The organism is Anaerococcus prevotii DSM 20548 (assembly GCF_000024105.1).
GTDB classification, from domain to species: Bacteria; Bacillota; Clostridia; order Tissierellales; family Peptoniphilaceae; genus Anaerococcus; species Anaerococcus prevotii.
On record NC_013171.1, the window covers coordinates 333,903 to 353,295 of the forward strand.

Consider the following 19,393-nt stretch of genomic DNA (forward strand, 5'->3'; position numbering starts at 1 on the left):
CACAAGGGGGCCTATTTTTAGGAGATAGTATGAAATGTAAAAATTGTAATAGAGAAATTGATGATAAGTCCAAGGTTTGCCCTTTTTGTGGGGAGGAAAGCCCTTCAAGAGATGGTGATGTAAGAGAAAATAGGGAAGAAGCCTTGGAAGATGTGGATGAAGATTTAGAAGAAGACTTGTCAGATGAGGAGGGCTTAGAAGACGATGATGATTACTATGACGACGAAGAAGAAATATATAAAGACATCAACGACCTTCTAGAAGAGCTAGGTCCTCCGAAGGAGAATAAGACTAAAAAGCTAATCGCCACAGGTCTCCTTGCTATCCTTGTGACTCTCGTGGCTTTTTTTGGCTTCAAAAAATACAAGGATTCCCAAATAGAAGAATTAAGTATCGACCTAAACTATTATCTAAATATTAGTGCTGTAGGAGAAAATGGGGATGGAGGCCTAGATATCAAATATGATAAGGAAAGCTTCATAAACGACTACGAGGGAAAAATCTACGACAAAAAAAGCAAGGAGCAGGTATCAACAGCAAGATTAATAGACGAATTGGAAAAAAACACCAGCTTCGGCGTAAGTAAGGAGCATGGCTTGACTAATGGAGAGCTTGTAAATATTACAATATCCATTAACTATGACAAGGCCAAAGACTTTAATATTAAATTTACCAACCAGACAAGAGACTATAAGGTAGAAGGCCTTAAAGAAAAAGAAGCTCCAAGCCCAGATGAGACTCCTAGCGATGAAGATAAAACAGACAATCAGGATAAAGAAGAAGATAAGAAGGAAGAAGACAAGGAAGAAAAGGACGACAAGAAGGAAAATAATCAAGGATCTGATGACAAGAAGGATAAGTTTAGCAAGTATATAAAAGATCATATAGGGGGAAGTGAACTAACCTCAGTTACCAGCCATGAATTTATGGGTAAGGCCATAAGAAGTGGAGAGGAAATCTATGTCTATAAGATTAATAGCAAGGAGAAAGTCGGTGATATGACCAAGGCCTTTGACTATTATATAGGCCTAATCGATAAGGATTCTGGTATAGAGCTTATAAGAGATGGTCTTACCCACAGGAGCCTAGATGATAAGACAGATACCTTCTATGATATATCCTACGAGGGCTTTGCCTTAGTAGATGACCTTCTAAGCTATCTAAATGATGGCAGTCTCAAAGTCGACGGCCTGACCTACTACGACAACTTCAAGGCTAAAGAAGAGCCTGCAGGCTATTATTTCATTGATAACTATAGCTTATTTTTGGATAATGACAAAAATGTAAAACTAGAAACGGGCTCTACTGTCTATACAGGAAAGTGGTCCAAGGATAATGGAACTCTAACTCTAGATATCAAATCCTTCAGCAAGGACCCTATCAAGGCAAACATAGTAGGTGGGGAATTGGAATTTGATGCGGATTTATTTAGATAAGAACAGACTCAATTAGAGTCTGTTTTTATGTGGCTTATTTTATAAAAATTTCCCAAAATCTTTCTTACTTTGTTATAATATAGGAAAGGAGTTTTTATGTATTTTTTTGTTAATGATTATAATTCGATTTGCTATCCAGAAATCCTGAATGCTCTTAAAGAAAAAATAGATGAAGCAAATATCGGTTACGGATTCGACGATCACTGTGAAAATGCTAGAGACCTAATTCGAAAAGCTCTGGGTGACTCTAGTGTAGATATTCACTTTATCCCAGGGGGGACTTCTGCCAATATCGTTGGTTTAAGTCTTGACATGCGCCAGCAAGACTCAATCCTTGCCCTGGAAACTGGCCATATCAAGGGCCATGAGGCAGGATCAATTGAGGCGACAGGTCTTAAGGTCGAACTTTGTCATTCCGATTCAGGAAAAATAAGTCGCCATATCCTAGAAAAAGAAATTGGAAAGTTTGACACTGAATTTAGCACAAGACCCAAAAAGGTCTACATCTCAAATACCACAGAGCTTGGAGAAGTCTACACCAAGGCTGAGATTATGGATATCTATGATTTCTGCAAGGCCAATGACATGTATCTTTTTATAGATGGAGCAAGGATTGCGGCTGCTCTCGTCAGTGAAAAGTGCGACTATAGCCTAAAGGACTTGACCTCTATGTGCGATATTTTCTATCTGGGTGGAACCAAGGCGGGATTTCCTTTTGGTGAGGCCCTAGTTATAGTAAATGATAAGCTCAAAAAAGATGCCCTAAAGCTAATCAAACAAAAGGGAGCCATGCTTGCCAAGGGTTTTATCTCTGGAATCATGTGGGAGAGGGTCTTCTGTGAAGATGACTTCTACCTAAGAGGAAGCAGAAAGGCTTATGCCATGGCTAGAAATCTTGCCAAAGGGATTGAAGCAAAGGGTTATGAGCTTACTTATCCCTTCGAGTCGAATCAGATATTTGTAAACCTGTCTGATGAGGACCTAGAAAGATGGCAAAAGATAGCCCAATTTGAAGTGATGGAGAAACTAGAAGGAACTAATATCGTAAGGCTTGTAACGACCTTTAGAACAAGTGAGAGCGATGTTAGAGGATTTTTGGAAGAGATTTGATATGGAATATAAGAAGTTTTTAGAATATTTTGCCAAATTCTCTCTGGGAGTTTTTATCCTCGGAGGAATCTATACCATAGGAAGGCCAAAGACAAAAGCTGTCAAAGATTATAGGCTGACCGATGATTTAACCTATACAGGAGATCTCTACCAAGGAAAGTTTCAAGGAAATGGAGTCCTAAAGGCTAAGGAAGGAATCTTTAAGGGAGACTTCGATAAGGGAAGAATCGGCAAAGATGGAGTCTATATAGGCGATAACTTTTATTATATAAAAGAAAATGGCCAGGTTAAGATTAAGTTCAATGATGGAAGAATTTACAAGAAGGCAAAGGGAAAATGGGAGGAAGTAGAAGATGAGAATTAAGGGACTAGATTATCTCCGTGTTTACGGTATATCTATAATTTTAATCTACCATATATTTAAGGAAATACTTCCAGCAGGATTTTTGGGAGTAAATATCATGTTTGTCCTCTCGGGCTTTCTGGTAAGCTTTCATCTTTTGGATGAAGTCTATAGGGATGAAAAAATAGACCTTGTAGCCTATTACAAGAAGAGATTTATAAGGATTTTCCCTGGAGTCCTCTTCATGATCTTTGTAGTGAGCCTTATGGCCTTTGCTATAAATAAGGACTTTACAGTTTCTTATTTTGACCAGTTTATAGCAAGTCTTTCCTTTACTAGCAATTATTATGAGATACTTTCTGGAGGAAGCTATGAGTCACAATTTGTCAAACACCTCTTCCTCCACACTTGGTTTCTCGCTATAGAAGTCCACTTCTATCTGCTTTGGCCCATACTTACCAACTTTATCTATAAGACGAGCAAGGGGAGCAAAAACGTAAAAAAGACCTTCTCCAATAGGTTTTTCCTAACAAGCCTAATCCTCTATATCCTAAGCCTAGGACTTACCATAGGGATGACTGCTCTTGATAAGAATAGGTCCTTTGTTTACTTTTCTGACTTTACAAGACTATCTTCCTTCTTTATGGGAGCCTTTGTGGCTTGCTTTGTCAAAAGATTTGGCTACAGGAAGATCCCCTACAAGGAAGCAAGTATAGGAGCAGGGGTAATTATCCTAATCATGTCCTTTGCCCTATCTTACGATATGAAGGTAACCTATATACTAGGATTTTTCCTAACCGACCTTCTTACAATTATTGCAATCCTTGCAGCTGTATCTAATGAAGATATAGAAGAAGTAAGACCAATTAAGAAAATCGCCCCATATACCTACTCGGTTTACCTCCTCCACTGGCCAGTCTTTGTCATAATGGAAAGTGCCTTTAATAAGCCAACAGCTCTCCTTATGACCATAATAGTGACAGGAATTCTCGTGATGATAAATTATCATATTTTCGAGCCAGTCTTTAAGGGAGAGCCTGTTGACCTTAGGATATTAAAGATAGATCCAAGCACCAGGGTGAGGATTATAAGTCTCGTAAGTGTCGTGGTAATTTCTTTTGTAAGTGCCATAGGCCTATCCTACGCCTCAGATGATATGGTAAGTCTTGAAAAACAAATTTGGATTTCATCACTTAAACAAGACCTAGGACAAATTGATAAGGACAAGAAGGAAGTCGACAAACAAATCTACGAGGATGAAAATCCAGACGAAATCCTAAAAGATAAAGAAGTGACTACGACAATCCTTGGCGATTCTGTGCTTTTGGGAAATAGGGAATATATAGAAGAGAAAATCCCGGGGACTTCCGTAGATGCCGAAGGAAGTAGACTTCTGGAGAAAGCTCCTGATATAATCGAAGAATACAAGAAGGAAGGAAAGCTTGGTGAGATAGTAGTCCTATCCCTTGGGACCAATGCCGTGGAAGAGCCTGTAGAATCTCTTGAAAGAGTAATAAAGGCCCTTCCAGAAAAGACTAAGCTCGTCCTTGTATCTTGCTATGATAGCAGATATGACCAGCCTCACAGGGTAAGTAAAGCTATGAAAAAAATCGCAGATAAATATAAATTCGTTACCTACATGCCTTGGGAAGAGGAAGCCATGAAGCATCCTGAATACTACGAGGGAACGGACGGAGTCCACTTCTACGGAATAGCAGAAGCCTACGAGGCCTACAATAAACTACTTCAAAAGGCAATACTTGAAGCAAGCAAAAAGGAAGGAAAGTAGATTCCTTAGAATAAATTAATAAAAATAAAGCAAATCCTTTAGCAAAAGACTTTTTAGCTCCTAATTGGATTTGCTTTTATTTTGTGAAAATTAACAAAGCAAAAGCCCTCTTCTAGGAGGGCTTTGGATAAAAATACTTATCACACATTTTTATTATACTTTAATTATTCGAAAATTCTCTTGATTACAAATGGATCGTTGATTGGGCTTACTATTACTCCCTGACCTGGGCTTGCTGCGTGGACCATGTTGCCCATACCATCTGCGATTCCTACGTGGTAGATATCGTAATAGCTTGATCCGAAAAATACCAAGTCTCCTGCCTTCTCTTCTCCAAATTTAACAGTTTCTCCGTATTCTGCCTGGCTTTTGGCAAGGTGAGGGAGGGCAAGGCCGAAGTTTTCGTAGGCTCTTAGGACTAGGCCAGAACAATCTATTCCATTTTCCTTGGACACTCCTCCAAATACATATGGGCTTCCCACATAGTCAAGGGCGTAGTTGTAGATACTCTTACCTATTTGAGAATCATCACTTTTTATGACTTCGCCATCATCGTCGGTAAAGTAGGTCACATAGATAACTTCATAGACTACTTCATCTTCTTGATTTTCTTCTTCGATTTTCTCGTATTTTTCCTTAGTTTCGTTGAGCTTTTTGTAGTTTTCCTTAAGCTTATTTATATATTTCTTATCTCTTTTGGATAGGTCTAAGCTTGAAATCCTAACGAAACCAACCTGCTCGTCCATATCGACATCTTTATCTTTAAGTTTGTCATTTTCATCTATATTGATCTTTTTATTTTTAGCTTCTGCTGGATTGTAGGCGACCTTTACATAGTCGGTGCCTTCAACGAAGTCTAGGATAGTGAGCTTAGTTGGGCTAAATAAGCTATAGGGATTCTTGTTTTTGGCGTTTTTGTCTGGTGCAGTCTTTAGGTCACAGGTTTTTATTACTTTGACTTCCTTTAGCCTATAGAACCAGTCCTTTCCCACATAGGATTTTTTTCCTTCAAAATCTATAGTATACCAAAACTTATCTTCAGCCTTGATTTCATATCTCTTAAAGTCTTCTATACCTCCCAAGATTTCAGCATAGTTTGACTTTTCACTTCTTACATTTACTCCTTCAGTCTTCTCCCTATTAAGCATTATGCTATCTGCTTGAGCTGTTTTTGGATAGGCTAAGATAAGGCCAGCTAGGATAAGACTTTTTGTTAATAATTTCTTCTTAAAATTCACCAATATTCTCCTTGCAATAATCTCTATATCTATTATAGCATAGATTGCTAATTAATTAAGGAGAAATTTAGAAGTTCTCATAAAACTCATAGGCAAAATCAACTAGACCCCTAGAAAAATCATTTCTTAGATAGGCTGGGTCTAGGTGATTGATCCTAACCCTGTCAAGTCCGTCTGCGTCCTTGAAGTATTTGGCAAGGACTTTTGCCCTATCGAAGTCTTTTTCTCCTACAAATTCTCTTAGGGTCTCATCCATTATTTCATCTTCTCTGGAGTGGGCAGCAATTACTGCCTTAAGGATGGCTAAGTCAGACTCTTTCACGTCATGAGCGTAAGGGATGGACTTTTCGGCAGCCCTTTGTCCATGCTCTGTATCCCAACCGTCATTTTGCCTTTGAGTATCGTGTAGGCTTGCAGCGTTGATTAATATATAAGTATCGTCATCATCTAGCTTGTAGGCATAGGCTAGGAGGACAGAGTAAAAGACTACCCTTTCTATATGATTTCTCCCGTGAATATCTGATACAAAAAGTATATCGTAGTTTAGTTTCTCATAGGCTTCTACTAGCTTGTCATAATAAATCGATTCCATAAAGCCTTCATAAAAATCGTATTTTCTTATCCATTCATCATTATTTAAAATATCTATAACTCTCATAATAACTCCTTTATAATATTGTACAACATATTTTATACTTGATAAAGGGTATCATATATTAGAGGTGACTTATGTTATATAATAGAGAATTAATTTGTGAGAAATTAGAAAATGCAATTGAAAAAAGTAAAGACTACATAGGAATGGGGGAGCCTGCAAGCTACATCCCAGAGCTTTTGAACGTGGACAGTGATAATTTCGCCTTCTCCTTGGTTACGACTAACGGAGATGCCTTTAACTTCGGCGATGAGAATATAGTTTTCTCCATCCAATCCATATCAAAAATTGTAGATCTAATCATTGCCCTAACTGATAATAATCCCCAAGATGTTTACGAGAAGGTAGGCAGTGAGCCAACCAAATACGAGTTTAACTCTCTTGTCCCAATAGGAGATAGGGCGGCCAATCCCTTTATCAATGCTGGTGCCATTACTACGACTTCTATGATATTCGGAAGGGATAATGATGAGCGATTTGAAAGAATCTTAAATTTTTATCAAACAATATCTGACTTTAAGGAAAGTAAATTGATGGAAGATGTCTTCGATTCTGAGATGAAGACTACAGATAGAAACAAGGCCATAGCCTATTATCTTAAGAGTAAAAATATTTTTACAGCAAATCCCGACGAGGTCCTAGAGCTTTACATCAAGTCTTGTTCCATAAGCTCTGATATCGAAGGCCTTGCCACTATGGGAGCAGTCCTTGCCAACAAGGGTTATGCGGTCAAAAACAGGGACATGCTAGTGCCAGAATCAATCGTCCAAATCGTAGTTAGCCAAATGGCTTCATGCGGTATGTACGAAAACTCTGGCGACTATTTGATGAATGTAGGTATCCCTTCCAAATCCGGTGTAAGCGGGGCCATAGTAGGAGTTGTCCCAGGAGTCTGCGGCCTTGCTGTCTATTCTCCAAGACTTGATAAGACCGGCAACTCCGTCAGGGGCAAGGAACTTTTTAAAATTATCTCCCAGGACTTGGGCCTAAATATTTTTGTTTAAATTATACCTCTTCTTTTAACCTTAATATATTCGTAAAAGTACACTAGAAAAAGGAAGAGATAAATCAGAGAAAATCCTAAAAAGGCCTGGGTCAAGGACTCGGTGCCGAGGATTTTGTTTATTATAAATAGGAAGGCTGGGCTTATAAAGCCTCCTATATTACAACCTATAAAGATGAGATTGTTTATGATCCTGTTCTGACTTCCCCTGGCAAATCTCATAGCCTCTGCGAAAAGATAGGGAGATGCTATGGACTGGCTTGCTGCGCTAATCAGCATGGCGGCCATAAAGATATACATATTGCTTCCCCAGAAGGTCACGATTATATTAGCTAGGATATAGTTAATCAGAGCAAAAAGTATGGTCTTTTCCCTTAAGGCTCTGTTGATATAGCCAAAGGAAAAGCCTGCGGCCATCCCAGATAGGGGAATTATTATCATATAGGCATTGATATTGGCATCCATTCCCTTTTGAAGGGTCGCTATGGTTGGAAATCTTATGCTAAGAGATGTTATATTCATAATCATAACCCCTGCAAAGAAAATATAGAAGATGACTTGTTTGTTGATGAAAAATCTCCCCTTCCTTTCCTCTGGCCTAATATCTTCGACGTATTTGCTAAAGAAAAGAAATACGAAGATTGAAAAAGTATAGCAGAGAAAGGCTAGGGGCCATTTTATTTTGATTAAAAACCCTGCGATCAAAAGCAGAGCCATCTGGCCAATATATTCCATAGAGCTTCTCATCCCATGGAGGAAGGCGGCCTTTTCTCCTGTAAAAAGTGCACTAATATAGTTTGCCGAATGCCCATTAAAAAGCCCCATCCCAAAGCCCAGGATGATTCGGGATAGGAGGATGGTCTGGTAAGATGTATGAATTATGGGTATGATACCACTTATAAATACCAGGATTGTACCAAGTTGGACGCATTTTTTCATGCCTATAAGGCGAGTGATAGATTCGCTTAGGGCGATGGAAATAATTGTGGCGATTGATGATAGGGTTATTACAAATTCGGAAGCCTGTCTTGTCAGGGCAAATTCTTTTTGCATAAAAACAAGGATGCCGGAAATAGCAGAATTTCCAGCAGTGATTAGGGCCATCGACAGGATGGCTGCTTCTCTTAATTTATTTTTTCTTAAAGCTTTCATTTAAACCTCTTCTAAAATCAAGGAATATCCTCGACTTTGTATATATTTTTAAGATATAATATCTATTATAACAGAAGGAGATGAAATGAAAAATACTTTATTAAAATCTTATTTTAAATACTTGATACCGACTATATTGACTATGATTTTGTTTTCTACCTACACCATGGTAGACGGAATCTTCGTAGGCCAGGGAGTGGGGGCAGAGGGGATTTCTGCGGTAAATGTCGCCATGCCTTTTATAACTTTGACCTTTTCCCTTTCGATTTTGATATCCATAGGAAGCTTAAATCTAATAACCTACCAATTAGGCAAGGATGACAAGGAGAAGGCGGATGAATTCTTCTCGATTGGTCTCGTCCTATCCCTGATAGTTGCTATAAGCATATCGGTTTTCACCTATATCTTTATGGATCCTTTAATCAAGGTCTTGGGAGCAAGCCCCGAGATAAGTCATATAGTAAGAGACTACTTGTCTGTGATAATATTTTTCACTCCATTTTATGTCATGGCCTATGTCTTCGAGATTATGGTTAAGGCAGATGGTAGGCCGATAATTTCTACGATTTTGATGATAGTATCAGCCCTTACAAATATTATCCTAGACTATGTATTTATCTTTCGCTTCCATATGGGAGTGAGGGGAGCGGCTATTGCTACAGGGATCGCCCAAGTCCTTCCAACTATAGGTTATGTGGCATATTTTATGTCTCCTAAAGCCAAGCTTAAGTTTAGGAGCTTTAAGCTTAAGTTTTATAAGATTAAAGAAATCATATCCTATGGTTTCCCAGCAAGCCTTAACGAGCTTTCTTCTGGATTTGTGATTCTTTTGTTTAACAATGTAATCTCAGCCTATTACGGGACAGAGGGACTTGCAGCCTTTTCTGTAATCTCTTATATAATGATATTTGTTGTAAATACCATGATTGCAGTAAACCAAGCAAGCCAGCCCCTTCTTTCTTTCTATTTCGGCAGGGAAAGCTATGAGGATGTCTTAAGGATAAGAAAGTACATGCTAAGGACAGTAGCCCTCCTAAGTCTTATGATCTTTGTGATTATAGAGCTTAGGCCAGAGTTTTTTGTAAATGTCTTTATAGCAGATTATGAGGAAGCTTTCCTTCCCTTTGCAGTAAGAGCCTTGAGGATATTTGCCATTTCCTACCTTATCATGGGCTTTAACATCATAAATGCAGGCTATATGACTTCTGTAAAAAAACCTCGCTATGACTTCTATATAACTATGGTAAGAGGTTACGTCCTAATGGCAATTTTAGTCTACGCCTTACCTCTCGCCTTAGGCAAAGAGATAATCTGGCATGTGGCGACTATAACAGAGTTTGTGACTATGATATTTTCTATATTCTTTATCAGAGATGAGATAAAGGAAATTCATAAGCTAGAAAGAATTCGTGACAAGCATATCAAGAAAAAATACCAATAAAAGAAGAGTGTTCACGGGAGGAATCCATGAACACTCTTTTTCTTGTGAGGACTATCTTGCATCGACGTCCTTATATTTTTCATCTTCGTCGAATTTCTTTACTGCATAGGAGCAGATAGGAAGAATCTTCTTATTATTTTTCCTACTAGCAGAAACCACTTGGTCTAAGAGCTTTCCGGCAAGGCCTTGACCGCCGTATTTTTTATCTACAACTGTGTGAGTTATCTTCCATAGGCTGCCATCTTCTTCATATTGGCAAAATCCGACCTTTTTTCCTTCGTCTATAGCCTGGGCTTCTTTTTCTTCTTTATTAAAAATAATTTTCATATTATCACCTCACATATTTCTTACCCAATTGTTGAAATTTTAATAAAGGCTTCGCTTATGCTACTTTGAAAACCAGTGGAAAATTTAGTATAGTAAGGTCAAAGTGAGGTATTATGGAAAAAGAAAAAGCGTTTTTATATATAGATACAAATTTCTCAAATGATGAAGCCCTCATGCTCGATATGGCCTTTAGGTCCTTTAACTTCGAGCTAGTAGGCCTTTCATCAATCAGAAGCCAAATTACAGCAGATGCCGGAGCAGATAATATCCTAGGCCTTAATGAAAGTCACGAACTCTTCCTTCCTATAGCAAAGGGCTATGAGGAAAATCTCAAGGAAGATAAAATGGCAACTAAAGCAGGAGACATCTTCTATTATAACAATCACAAGGATTATCTGGAAGAAATGGATGTAGAAGATCAGATCTATGACATAGCTCAAGATTGTGGGAAGATTGATATCATCGCCACAGGTCCCCTAACTAATATAGCAAGGGCCCTAGACAAATACGAGGACCTAGAAGATTATATTTCCCATATCTTTATAAGCGGGGGAAATCTCTATGGGCCTGACTTTAATTTTAAGGAAGATCCTCAGGCCATAAACAAAATCCTAAACTCATCTATCGATATTTTCATCCTAGCCAAAAACCTAGCAGATGGGATAGAAGTGACAGATTCCTTCCTAGAAGCTCTTGATAGAGATAATAAAAACAAAGAGATTATAGAAAGACTTAAGGATGATAAGGATAAGAGATTCCTATACGGACCCCTCCTACTTTACCTAGTAGAAAAGCCAGAAGCCTTTATTTTTGAAGAAACAGGCGTTAAGGTAGACGATGAAGAAAATGTTGGGGAGATGATCAGGGTTAATTCTAGAAGAAAGGTCTATCTAGCCAACAGAGTAAATGAAGAAAGCTTCTTAGAATATATCGAAGGCAAATTATGCAAATAAAAAAACCGGGAGCAAGGATCATAAAAACTGGACTTGCCCTATTTCTATCAATGATTCTTTCAAGTCTAAGAGTAAGTGGCCTTCCTTTTTATAGCGGAATAGCTGCAATTATCTGTATGCAACAAGACGTAGCTTCGACTTTCGTAAAGGGAATCAACAGGGCGATTGGAACTATAATTGGAGGACTAACAGGACTAGTATATTTACTATACATAGGAGGTGCTAAACTCCCTCAGCCGATAAATATCCTTTTTCTTTCGATTGTCGTAACTATTCTTATCTGGGTACTTGCAAGCTTTGAGAGAAATCTTGCCATAACCATTGCGGCAATTGTATTCTTATCAGTTACTATCAACCACGCTCATGATGTGGCAGGACCTGTAGCCTTTGCCTTAAATAGGATAATTGACACCATAATAGGAATATTTACAGCCCTATTTGTAAATTGGCTAGATTTTAAATTTAGAAAAGGAGAAAGCCATGGCTAAAATATCAACCATAAAAAGACCGGGCCTTAGGATAATAAAAACAGTCCTCGCCGTATTTCTTTCCATGGTAATATCAGAACTAAGACCAGGAGAAGGCCTTCCAATAAATTCTTCCATAGCGGCGATAATCTCTATGCAGACCAACCTAGTAAATACGAAAGATATAGGTATAAACAGGGTAATAGGAACAATCCTTGGAGGTATCATAGGACTAATCTATCTAATAGTGATCCCAGATTTCAAGGATCCCTACATCCTAGACTTCTTCCTAATGAGCCTAATAGTAGGCCTAATAATATGGATCATGGCCCACCTAAAACGCTACAACGCCCTAACCATAATGGCCATAGTATTCCTATCAATCACCCTAGATAACGTAAACCAAACAACAGACCTCCCAGTACTTTTCGCCTTCAACAGAACCCTAGATACACTGATAGGAGTGGTAATATCGATAATAATAAACGGAGCGGAAATTTCTTATAGGAAAAGAAAGTTTCTTAAGAAAAATGGGATAGACAAGTGGGAGAGGTAGATATTTTTTTCTAAAATATCTTTGGCTAAAAATGCTTTAGTTATAAATCTATCTATGTATTGGAATATACTTTTATATGAAGGCGTCCCTTCGAAGCTTTTGGAAGAACGCTAAGGGCATTTCTAGAAATTTTAAAAATCTTTGAATAAAAAATCTTAGAAAAGATGTTTCTATGTATTAAAATATTTCTTAAATCAGGGTTGAACCCTTCGAACCCAAGGGGACAGGCTAAGGGGGCGGCAGAGGCCCCCTCTACCCTTTCCCCTTGACCCCTTTGTCATTCACCCCCTCTGCTCCTAAAGCGGAGTGCGGAAAAGGTCGATTTGCTTCGCAAATCTTTGTTGATAGGGGGATCCCTTTGTTTTACTTGTTCTTGGATTTAACAATGTCTAATCTCCGTCTCTCTAAAAATCGATAACTCGCTAACGCTCAAACAAATCGATTTTCTTAACGAGAGACTTGATTAGACATTTCTACCCGTCCACAGGGGAAGAGAAATGGTAAGCTTTGCCTTTGGCAAAGCATGTCATGTTTTTTATATTTTACATATTATTTAAGAAATAATTCTGATGTAGCTAAGCTACGGAGAATTATTCCGGTTTTTTAGATAGGGATACATTATATTCTTCAGTATATCTTATAAACAACCTTTACCGGGTAGCATGTATAATCAGAGTGAGCGTTAAGAAAATTTATCTGTTTGAGCGAAGCGAGTTATAAATTTTTAGCGAATGATGATTAGGAATCTCTAGCTGATAAATAAATTGTAACGAAGAGTTCCGCCTACTAAAAAAGATTGGCGCATGCCAATCAACAAATTCCGCACTCCGCTAAGGAGCAGAGGGGGTGAGGGAAAAGGGGGCTTGGGGGAAAGCTGGAGGGGGCCTCTGTCGCCCCCTTAGCGTTCCCCCAAAGGTTCGAAGGGACACCTTCATAAAAAGAAAGTATTAAATATTCAGATATCTTTTTTTCTAAAAACTTTAATTCAAAATCTTTTTTAAGAATCCTTTATATCTCTTAAGGGTTCGAAGGGATCACCCTTGCTTTAAGAATTCTTTTGGTATCTAGATACATTTTTCCTAAAAATATTTAGTCTCAGATATTTTAAAATATCTCCCTACTAATTTTAATATTCACCCCATCCAAAAGCTCCGCCTTAAATGGACTGTTTTCTAGGAAGCCTTTTATGAATTCGTATCTCATTTGGTGGTATTTGGATTTTTCTTTTTTGTTTTCTACTCCACTTACGTTTCCTATTTCAAATGATTCGTGGCTGTCGTGGTCGTGGCCTCCTTCACAGCTATCTGTTAGGGAATCTTCTGGGTTTTTTACTTCGTCTTCGTATTGTTGGTGGAGATTGGTATCTGTTATTAGAAGGAGGTTGCCTTCTTCGTCCATTCCTGCTCTTAGGGCTCTGTCGCATGGCATGCCATCTAGAAGTCTTAGGTTTAGTTTATCGAAGACTTCTTCGAAGCTATCTAGTTTTTCCTTACTTCCTTCGATTTTTCCTAGTTCGTAGAATTTTTCTTCTGGATTTTCTGATAGGTTAATAGCCCTTGCAAGTCTGTTTTCAACCATATCGATTCTAGAAGATAGCCAACCGTGGATGTTTTCTTGATCTACTAAGTCTTCTAGGGGATCTGTCTTTACCTTTGGGAAGTTCTTATCGATTTCTTCTGTCTTTCCTTCCATTATATAATCTGATATTTTATCTTGAAATTTAATTTTTTCATACATCATGTAATGTATTGGTCCTAAATTTTTACTCATTTTATCTCCTCTTATATTTTTACTTTACATTTTGTGTTATACTATAAATGAAATAATTTTCGAGGAGGTTTTATGAAAAAAAACTTAACAACCAAAAAGTTGGTTTATGTTGCGCTTTTTACAGCCTTAGTCTACATATTTTCTAGATTTTTCCAAATCCCAGTCGTGACACCTTTTGGTCAAACTAGATTTCATTTAGGCAATGTATTTTGTCTTCTTGCAGGTATCCTTATGGGGCCAGGATTCGGTGGGCTTGCGGCAGGACTTGGCTCTGCCTTGTTTGACTTATTTGACCCAGTATATTTTACTTCAGCACCTATAACTTTCGTCACAAAGTTTGCCCTAGCCTTCGTTGCAGGAGCAATTTATAGGAAGAGAAGAGAGCTTGTCGATAAGAAAAGACTAGCATTTGCAGCAATCTTTGGTCAGCTTACCTATGTTTTCTTATATCTACTAAAGACTTATATTACAAATAAATTTGTGATGGGCTTTACTAATGAAGCTGTTATGGCAGAGCTTATACCAAAGGCGGGAGTTTCTCTATTTAACGCTCTAATTTCTGTAATTATAGCCTTTATCCTTGCCATGCCTTTGCTCAAATCAGTAAAGTTTGAATAAAACAGGCTCTTTTGGGTATTTATTAACTTAGAAAGAAAAATGAAGGGGTTATTATGAAGGAAAGATTAAAAGAATTTCACATGACCTGTCCAGAATGTGGTCATGGTTTTGATGGTGAATTTAATACAGCAGTTTTTGAAGATTCGATCGAGAGGGAGAAAATCCTAGATGGCACTTTCGCTCAAGCGACCTGCCCTGAGTGTGGGCATGAGTTTGTCCTAAACTACAGATTTGTCTACACAGATGACTCTCTTAAGTTTATGATTATCAATGATCCGAATTTCGTCGATGTCAAAAACAGGATTGCCCTTAGGTCTTCCTTCAAGCTCCTCGATGCTGTAAGGAGAAACGAGGCAGAAAAGTTTGAAGTAATCCTTACTACAGATATAAATGACTTAAGGGAAAAGATTATCCTAATGGAGGCGGGACTTTCCCTAAGGGCAGTTGAGCTTATGAAATATATCCTTCTAGAAAGTGATGACCTAAGCCTAAGTCACGACCAAGTAGCAAGCTTCCGCTACGGTCTAGATGAGTCCTTTGATATTATTACTAGAGGGGGAGATTCTATGAAGCTTCCTTTCCTAAGAGAAATCTATGAGAAAATCTACGACCAATACAGCCCATACTTTGAAGAAAAGGCTGAAGTGATAGATAGGGCTTGGGCCTTTGATTTTCTTAAGAAGATTAAGTAAGAAGCGGTTCGCCGCTTTTTTTATTGGAGGAAATTCTAGTATAGTATCCCTATGAAATTCTATGTCGCAAATAATAAGAAAAGAAAACAAGTTTATGATATATTAAATATCTTCTATGACCATGATGACTTGGTTTTTGATGAAGATGCTAGTCTAAAAGTATATGATAAGGAAATTATATTTAGGGAAAGAAAGATAGAATACGAGGAAGCTGATCTTAAAAGAACTCTCTACGAGCTTTTGGTAAAAGAGACAGGCTATCAGTCTCCCTGGGGTTATCTTACAGGGTCTAAGCCATCCAAGCTCTTAGAGAAGATGAGTCTAGCAGATCTTAAGGAAAAGTATTTAATAAGTGATAAGAAGCTTAAGATCCTTGAAGATATCAGGAACTTACAAGAATCCATGTCATTTGATCCACAAGACTTCTCCCTTTACATCAACATTCCCTTCTGTCCTACTAGGTGCAAGTATTGCTCCTATCCTACCATTGTTGGAGATAGGAAGGAGAAGGGAGAATATATCTCATCTCTAATCTACGAGATAGAAAATATCAATCTTCCAGAAGGATTAGACGCCATCTATATCGGCGGGGGCACTCCTTCCTTTATAGACGAAGATGACCTAGAAAGGCTTCTTTATGCAATAAATAATAAATTTTCCTACAAGGAATTTACCTTCGAGGCAGGAAGAGAAGATACATTAAATACAAGAAAGCTAGAAATCCTTAAGGCAGGAGGAGTAGGCCGTATCTCCCTTAATCCCCAGTCCTTTAACAAAGAAGTTGTCGAAAGGGCAGGGAGGACCTACGACTATGACCACCTCCTAGAAATCTACCAAGGAGCCAAAGACCTTGGTTTTATAGTAAATATGGACTTTATCATAGGCCTTATCGGAGAAAGTAGCGAGCTTTTTAGGAGAAACTTCGAAGTCCTTGAAGCATTAAGGCCTGATAATATCACCTTCCACGCCCTAGCTATGAAGGTGGGAAGTAAGTATTTTGAAGGAAAAGTCAAGGCCGAAAGGGGAGAGAGCCTTAAGATAAGTCAAATGATAGAAGACTTCGTAGAAGAAAATTCCTACAAGCCATACTATCTCTATAGGCAAAAGAACATAGTATCCAATCTCGAAAACATAGGCTATGAGAGAGGCGATTCTTCCCAAAGATATAATATTATAATCAATGAAGAGAAAGAATCTATAATTGGCTTGGGTATGAATGCCAACACCAAGCTTATGAATGGGAAGAAATTTAGAAATTCTAGAAACCTTAGAGACTATTTCGACAAGGTTCAAGAAGAAATTTGGGCTAAAAATGAAATGATTAATGAGTATAATATAAGCAAACATAGGAGGAATTATGGAAATTAAAAATATAGAACCAAAAGAAGTATTTGCTAACTTTTATGAGCTAAGCAGAATACCAAGAGAATCAGGAAATGAAAAGGCAGTATCAGACTTTCTTGTTAATTTTGCCAAAGATAGAAATCTTGAAGTAGTTCAAGATGAAGCTCTTAATGTAATCATCAGAAAAGAAGCTTCTAAAGGCTACGAAGATAGACCAACCGTTGCCCTCCAAGGCCATATGGACATGGTTTGTGTCAAAGAAGACGACTCAGACCACGACTTTGCCAATGACCCAATCGAGCTTCTAGTAGAAGACGGCTGGCTTACAGCAAATGGGACAACTCTTGGGGCAGATGACGGAATCGGAGTTGCCTTTATTATGGGAATCCTTGATGATGACAAGCTAGAGCACGGACCAATCGAAGCCATCATCACAACAGGCGAAGAAACATCCATGGTTGGAGCTAACGCCCTAGACCTATCCCAACTTAAGGCAGACTATCTAATAAACATCGACTCTGAAGAAGAGGGAGTCCTTACTATAGGATGTGCGGGAGGACTTGACCTTGAGATAGAATTTAAGAAAGAATATGAAGATATAAGCGGCGACTTCATAGCAATTGAGCTTTCTGGCTTTGAAGGTGGCCACTCTGGTATGGAAATTGATAAGTTCAGATGTAACGCCATCAAAACCCTAGCCAGACTCCTTCACAAGATAGAAGGCGTACAAATCGCAGACATAAAGGGTGGAGTTAAGAGAAACGCCATCCCAACTACAGCCTACGGCCTAGTAGCAGTTAAGGATAGGGATAAGGCTATTGGAGAAATTGAAAAAAGAATTAAAGATGTCCTAAACGAATACAAGGACTCAGATCCAAAAGGAAAAATCACAGTAGAAAAGGCAGAATATGATGGCAAAGTCCTAAGCCAAAAAGTAAGTAAGGACATCCTAGATGCAATCTTTGCCCTACCAGATGGACTCTACAAAAAATATAAGGACAATATAGTAACATCATCAAACCTTGGTCTTTTAGAAAACAGAGAAGAGACCATAATGTTCCACTCAATGATCAGATCTGAAGTAGACTCTGCTAAGCTAAATAGAGCAGAAATCGCCATGGCAATAGTAGAAAGATTCGGCGGATCTTACGAGATAACAAACCAATACTCAGGCTGGCAAAGAGAAGAAACTCCACTAATAGATTTAGCCAACGAAACATGGAAAGCAATCCACGGAGATGACCTAATAGTAGGCACAACCCACGGTGGACTAGAATGCGGCCTATTCAAAAAAGAAATCCCACAAGTAGAAATGATCTCCTTCGGCCCAGAAATCCAAGGAGCCCACTCACCAGCAGAAAAATGTAATATAGAATCTGTGGCTAATAATTATAAGTTCTTGGTAGAGCTTTTGAAGAAAATAAAATAAAATCCCTATAAGCTGGCCCTTAGGGGCTAGTTTTTTGCTGGAGATATTTATATTTAAATATCTGAGACTAAATATTTTAGATTGAAATTTTTAATAAAAATATATCTGAATAATTAAAATATTTTAAAATCAGGGTTGGACCCTTCGAACCCAAGGGGACAGGCTAAGGGGGCGGCAGAGGCCCCCTCTACCCTTTCCCCTTGACCCTTTTGTCATTCACCCCCTCTGCTCCTTAGCGGAGTGCGGAATTTGTTGATTGGCTAACGCCAATCTTTTTAGTAGGCAGAACCCTTCGTTTTATATTGCCTTGAAGTTAGGGATTCCTAATCATCATTCGCTAAAAATTTATAACTCGCTGCGCTCAAACAGATAAATTTTCTTAACGCTCACTCTGATTATACATGCTACCCGGTAAAGCTTATTTGTAAGATATACTAAAGTATATAATTTATTTTTATCTAAAATAAACAAGGAATATTCTTAGTAGCTTCGCTACGGCAGAATAATTTTTTAAAAAATATGTAAAATATAGAAAATATGACATGCTTTGCCAAAGGCGAAGCTTACCTCTCCCTCACTTAATGGATGAGAAGAAATGTCTAATCAAGTCTCTCGTTAAGAAAATCGATTTGTTTGAGCGTTAGCGAGTTATCGATTTTTAGAGAGACGGGGATTAGACATTGTTAAACCCAAGGACAGGTAAAACAAGGAGATCCCCCTACCAACAAAGATTTGCGTAGCAAATCGACCTTTTCCGCACTCCGCTTAAGGAGCAGAGGGGGTGAATGAAAAGAGGGTTCAGGGAGAAAGGTAGAGGGGGCCTCTGCCGCCCCCTTAGCTGTCTCCCTGAGGTTCGAAGGGTTCAACCCTGCTTAAAGATATATTTTAATACATGAATACATTCAATTCTAAATAATTTTTAGTAAAAGATATTTTAGAAAAAAATATCTCCCCCAACTATTATAGTTTTTAATTTCTAGTAGTATAATAGGATATAAGGGGATTGAGCAGATTGTTTAATTCCTTATTGTATTATTTACAGGAAAATTAGTTAATATATAATATATAAG

At 38.2% G+C, this 19,393-nt stretch carries 18 protein-coding genes; 13 read left to right on the forward strand and 5 right to left on the reverse strand.

The window, feature by feature from the left end; genetic code table 11:
* Positions 1-29 precede the first annotated feature (29 nt).
* From APRE_RS01635 to APRE_RS01650, 4 genes are all read left to right on the forward strand, one after another.
* Positions 30-1,436 (forward strand): zinc ribbon domain-containing protein, encoded by a 1,407-nt coding sequence (locus APRE_RS01635; RefSeq protein ID WP_015777263.1) that lies wholly within the window; start codon positions 30-32, stop codon positions 1,434-1,436.
* A 96-nt stretch (positions 1,437-1,532) separates the two neighbouring features.
* Positions 1,533-2,546, forward strand: a complete 1,014-nt coding sequence (locus APRE_RS01640) for a threonine aldolase family protein (RefSeq protein WP_015777264.1) — start codon at positions 1,533-1,535, stop codon at positions 2,544-2,546.
* Positions 2,518-2,910 carry a hypothetical protein gene (locus tag APRE_RS01645; protein WP_257005690.1) on the forward strand — a complete coding sequence of 131 codons (393 nt, stop codon included), beginning with the start codon at positions 2,518-2,520 and terminating at the stop codon, positions 2,908-2,910. The genes APRE_RS01640 and APRE_RS01645 overlap by 29 nt, the downstream gene beginning before the upstream one ends.
* Positions 2,900-4,678 carry an acyltransferase family protein gene (locus tag APRE_RS01650; protein ID WP_015777266.1) on the forward strand — a complete coding sequence of 593 codons (1,779 nt, stop codon included), beginning with the start codon at positions 2,900-2,902 and terminating at the stop codon, positions 4,676-4,678. The genes APRE_RS01645 and APRE_RS01650 overlap by 11 nt, the downstream gene beginning before the upstream one ends.
* 164 nt (positions 4,679-4,842) lie before the next feature.
* Here APRE_RS01650 and APRE_RS01655 read toward each other — a convergent pair whose 3' ends face one another.
* Together APRE_RS01655 and APRE_RS01660 are read right to left on the reverse strand one after the other, a co-directional pair.
* On the reverse strand, positions 4,843-5,916 hold the full coding sequence (locus APRE_RS01655) for a C40 family peptidase (protein ID WP_015777267.1): 1,074 nt from the start codon (positions 5,914-5,916) through the stop codon (positions 4,843-4,845).
* A 67-nt stretch (positions 5,917-5,983) separates the two neighbouring features.
* Entirely contained in the window at positions 5,984-6,574 is a 591-nt protein-coding gene (locus tag APRE_RS01660) for an HD domain-containing protein (RefSeq protein ID WP_015777268.1), read from the reverse strand.
* A gap of 71 nt (positions 6,575-6,645) precedes the next feature.
* Between APRE_RS01660 and glsA the strand changes: the two genes are divergently transcribed.
* A complete protein-coding gene (glsA, locus tag APRE_RS01665) occupies positions 6,646-7,575 on the forward strand; it encodes a glutaminase A (RefSeq protein ID WP_015777269.1) in 930 nt (309 codons plus the stop codon).
* On the opposite strand, the gene APRE_RS01670 is transcribed toward glsA, so the two are convergent.
* Entirely contained in the window at positions 7,572-8,726 is a 1,155-nt protein-coding gene (locus tag APRE_RS01670) for an MFS transporter (protein WP_015777270.1), read from the reverse strand. The genes glsA and APRE_RS01670 overlap by 4 nt on opposite strands.
* An 85-nt stretch (positions 8,727-8,811) precedes the next feature.
* Here APRE_RS01670 and APRE_RS01675 point away from each other — a divergent pair, with 85 nt between their 5' ends.
* Positions 8,812-10,167 carry an MATE family efflux transporter gene (locus APRE_RS01675; protein WP_015777271.1) on the forward strand — a complete coding sequence of 452 codons (1,356 nt, stop codon included), beginning with the start codon at positions 8,812-8,814 and terminating at the stop codon, positions 10,165-10,167.
* Between the two features lie 51 nt (positions 10,168-10,218).
* Here the strand turns inward: APRE_RS01675 and APRE_RS01680 are convergent, their stop codons facing one another.
* Positions 10,219-10,494, reverse strand: coding sequence for a GNAT family N-acetyltransferase (locus APRE_RS01680; protein WP_015777272.1), 276 nt, complete (start codon positions 10,492-10,494; stop codon positions 10,219-10,221).
* Positions 10,495-10,607: 113 nt separating this feature from the next.
* Between APRE_RS01680 and APRE_RS01685 the strand changes: the two genes are divergently transcribed.
* Genes APRE_RS01685 through APRE_RS01695 form a run of 3 tightly spaced genes read left to right on the forward strand, consistent with a single transcriptional unit; the run spans position 10,608 to position 12,470 of the window.
* Positions 10,608-11,447 carry a nucleoside hydrolase gene (locus APRE_RS01685; RefSeq protein ID WP_015777273.1) on the forward strand — a complete coding sequence of 280 codons (840 nt, stop codon included), beginning with the start codon at positions 10,608-10,610 and terminating at the stop codon, positions 11,445-11,447.
* Positions 11,438-11,935, forward strand: a complete 498-nt coding sequence (locus tag APRE_RS01690; protein ID WP_015777274.1) for an FUSC family protein — start codon at positions 11,438-11,440, stop codon at positions 11,933-11,935. The genes APRE_RS01685 and APRE_RS01690 overlap by 10 nt, the downstream gene beginning before the upstream one ends.
* Complete coding sequence (locus tag APRE_RS01695) at positions 11,928-12,470, forward strand: FUSC family protein (RefSeq protein ID WP_015777275.1); 543 nt, start codon at positions 11,928-11,930, stop codon at positions 12,468-12,470. The genes APRE_RS01690 and APRE_RS01695 overlap by 8 nt, the downstream gene beginning before the upstream one ends.
* A gap of 1,104 nt (positions 12,471-13,574) precedes the next feature.
* On the opposite strand, the gene APRE_RS01700 is transcribed toward APRE_RS01695, so the two are convergent.
* Entirely contained in the window at positions 13,575-14,240 is a 666-nt protein-coding gene (locus APRE_RS01700) for a hypothetical protein (RefSeq protein WP_015777276.1), read from the reverse strand.
* A 72-nt stretch (positions 14,241-14,312) separates the two neighbouring features.
* Here APRE_RS01700 and APRE_RS01705 point away from each other — a divergent pair, with 72 nt between their 5' ends.
* From APRE_RS01705 to APRE_RS01720, 4 genes are read left to right on the forward strand one after another with little or no spacing between them, the layout of a single operon-like run.
* Positions 14,313-14,858 carry an ECF transporter S component gene (locus tag APRE_RS01705; protein WP_015777277.1) on the forward strand — a complete coding sequence of 182 codons (546 nt, stop codon included), beginning with the start codon at positions 14,313-14,315 and terminating at the stop codon, positions 14,856-14,858.
* A 53-nt stretch (positions 14,859-14,911) separates the two neighbouring features.
* Complete coding sequence (locus tag APRE_RS01710; protein WP_015777278.1) at positions 14,912-15,550, forward strand: CpXC domain-containing protein; 639 nt, start codon at positions 14,912-14,914, stop codon at positions 15,548-15,550.
* 51 nt (positions 15,551-15,601) lie between these two features.
* Positions 15,602-16,918: a coproporphyrinogen III oxidase gene (locus APRE_RS01715; protein WP_015777279.1), complete on the forward strand. Its 1,317-nt coding sequence runs from the start codon at positions 15,602-15,604 to the stop codon at positions 16,916-16,918.
* Positions 16,908-18,323 (forward strand): aminoacyl-histidine dipeptidase, encoded by a 1,416-nt coding sequence (locus APRE_RS01720; RefSeq protein ID WP_015777280.1) that lies wholly within the window; start codon positions 16,908-16,910, stop codon positions 18,321-18,323. The genes APRE_RS01715 and APRE_RS01720 overlap by 11 nt, the downstream gene beginning before the upstream one ends.
* The last annotated feature ends 1,070 nt before the right edge of the window (positions 18,324-19,393 follow it).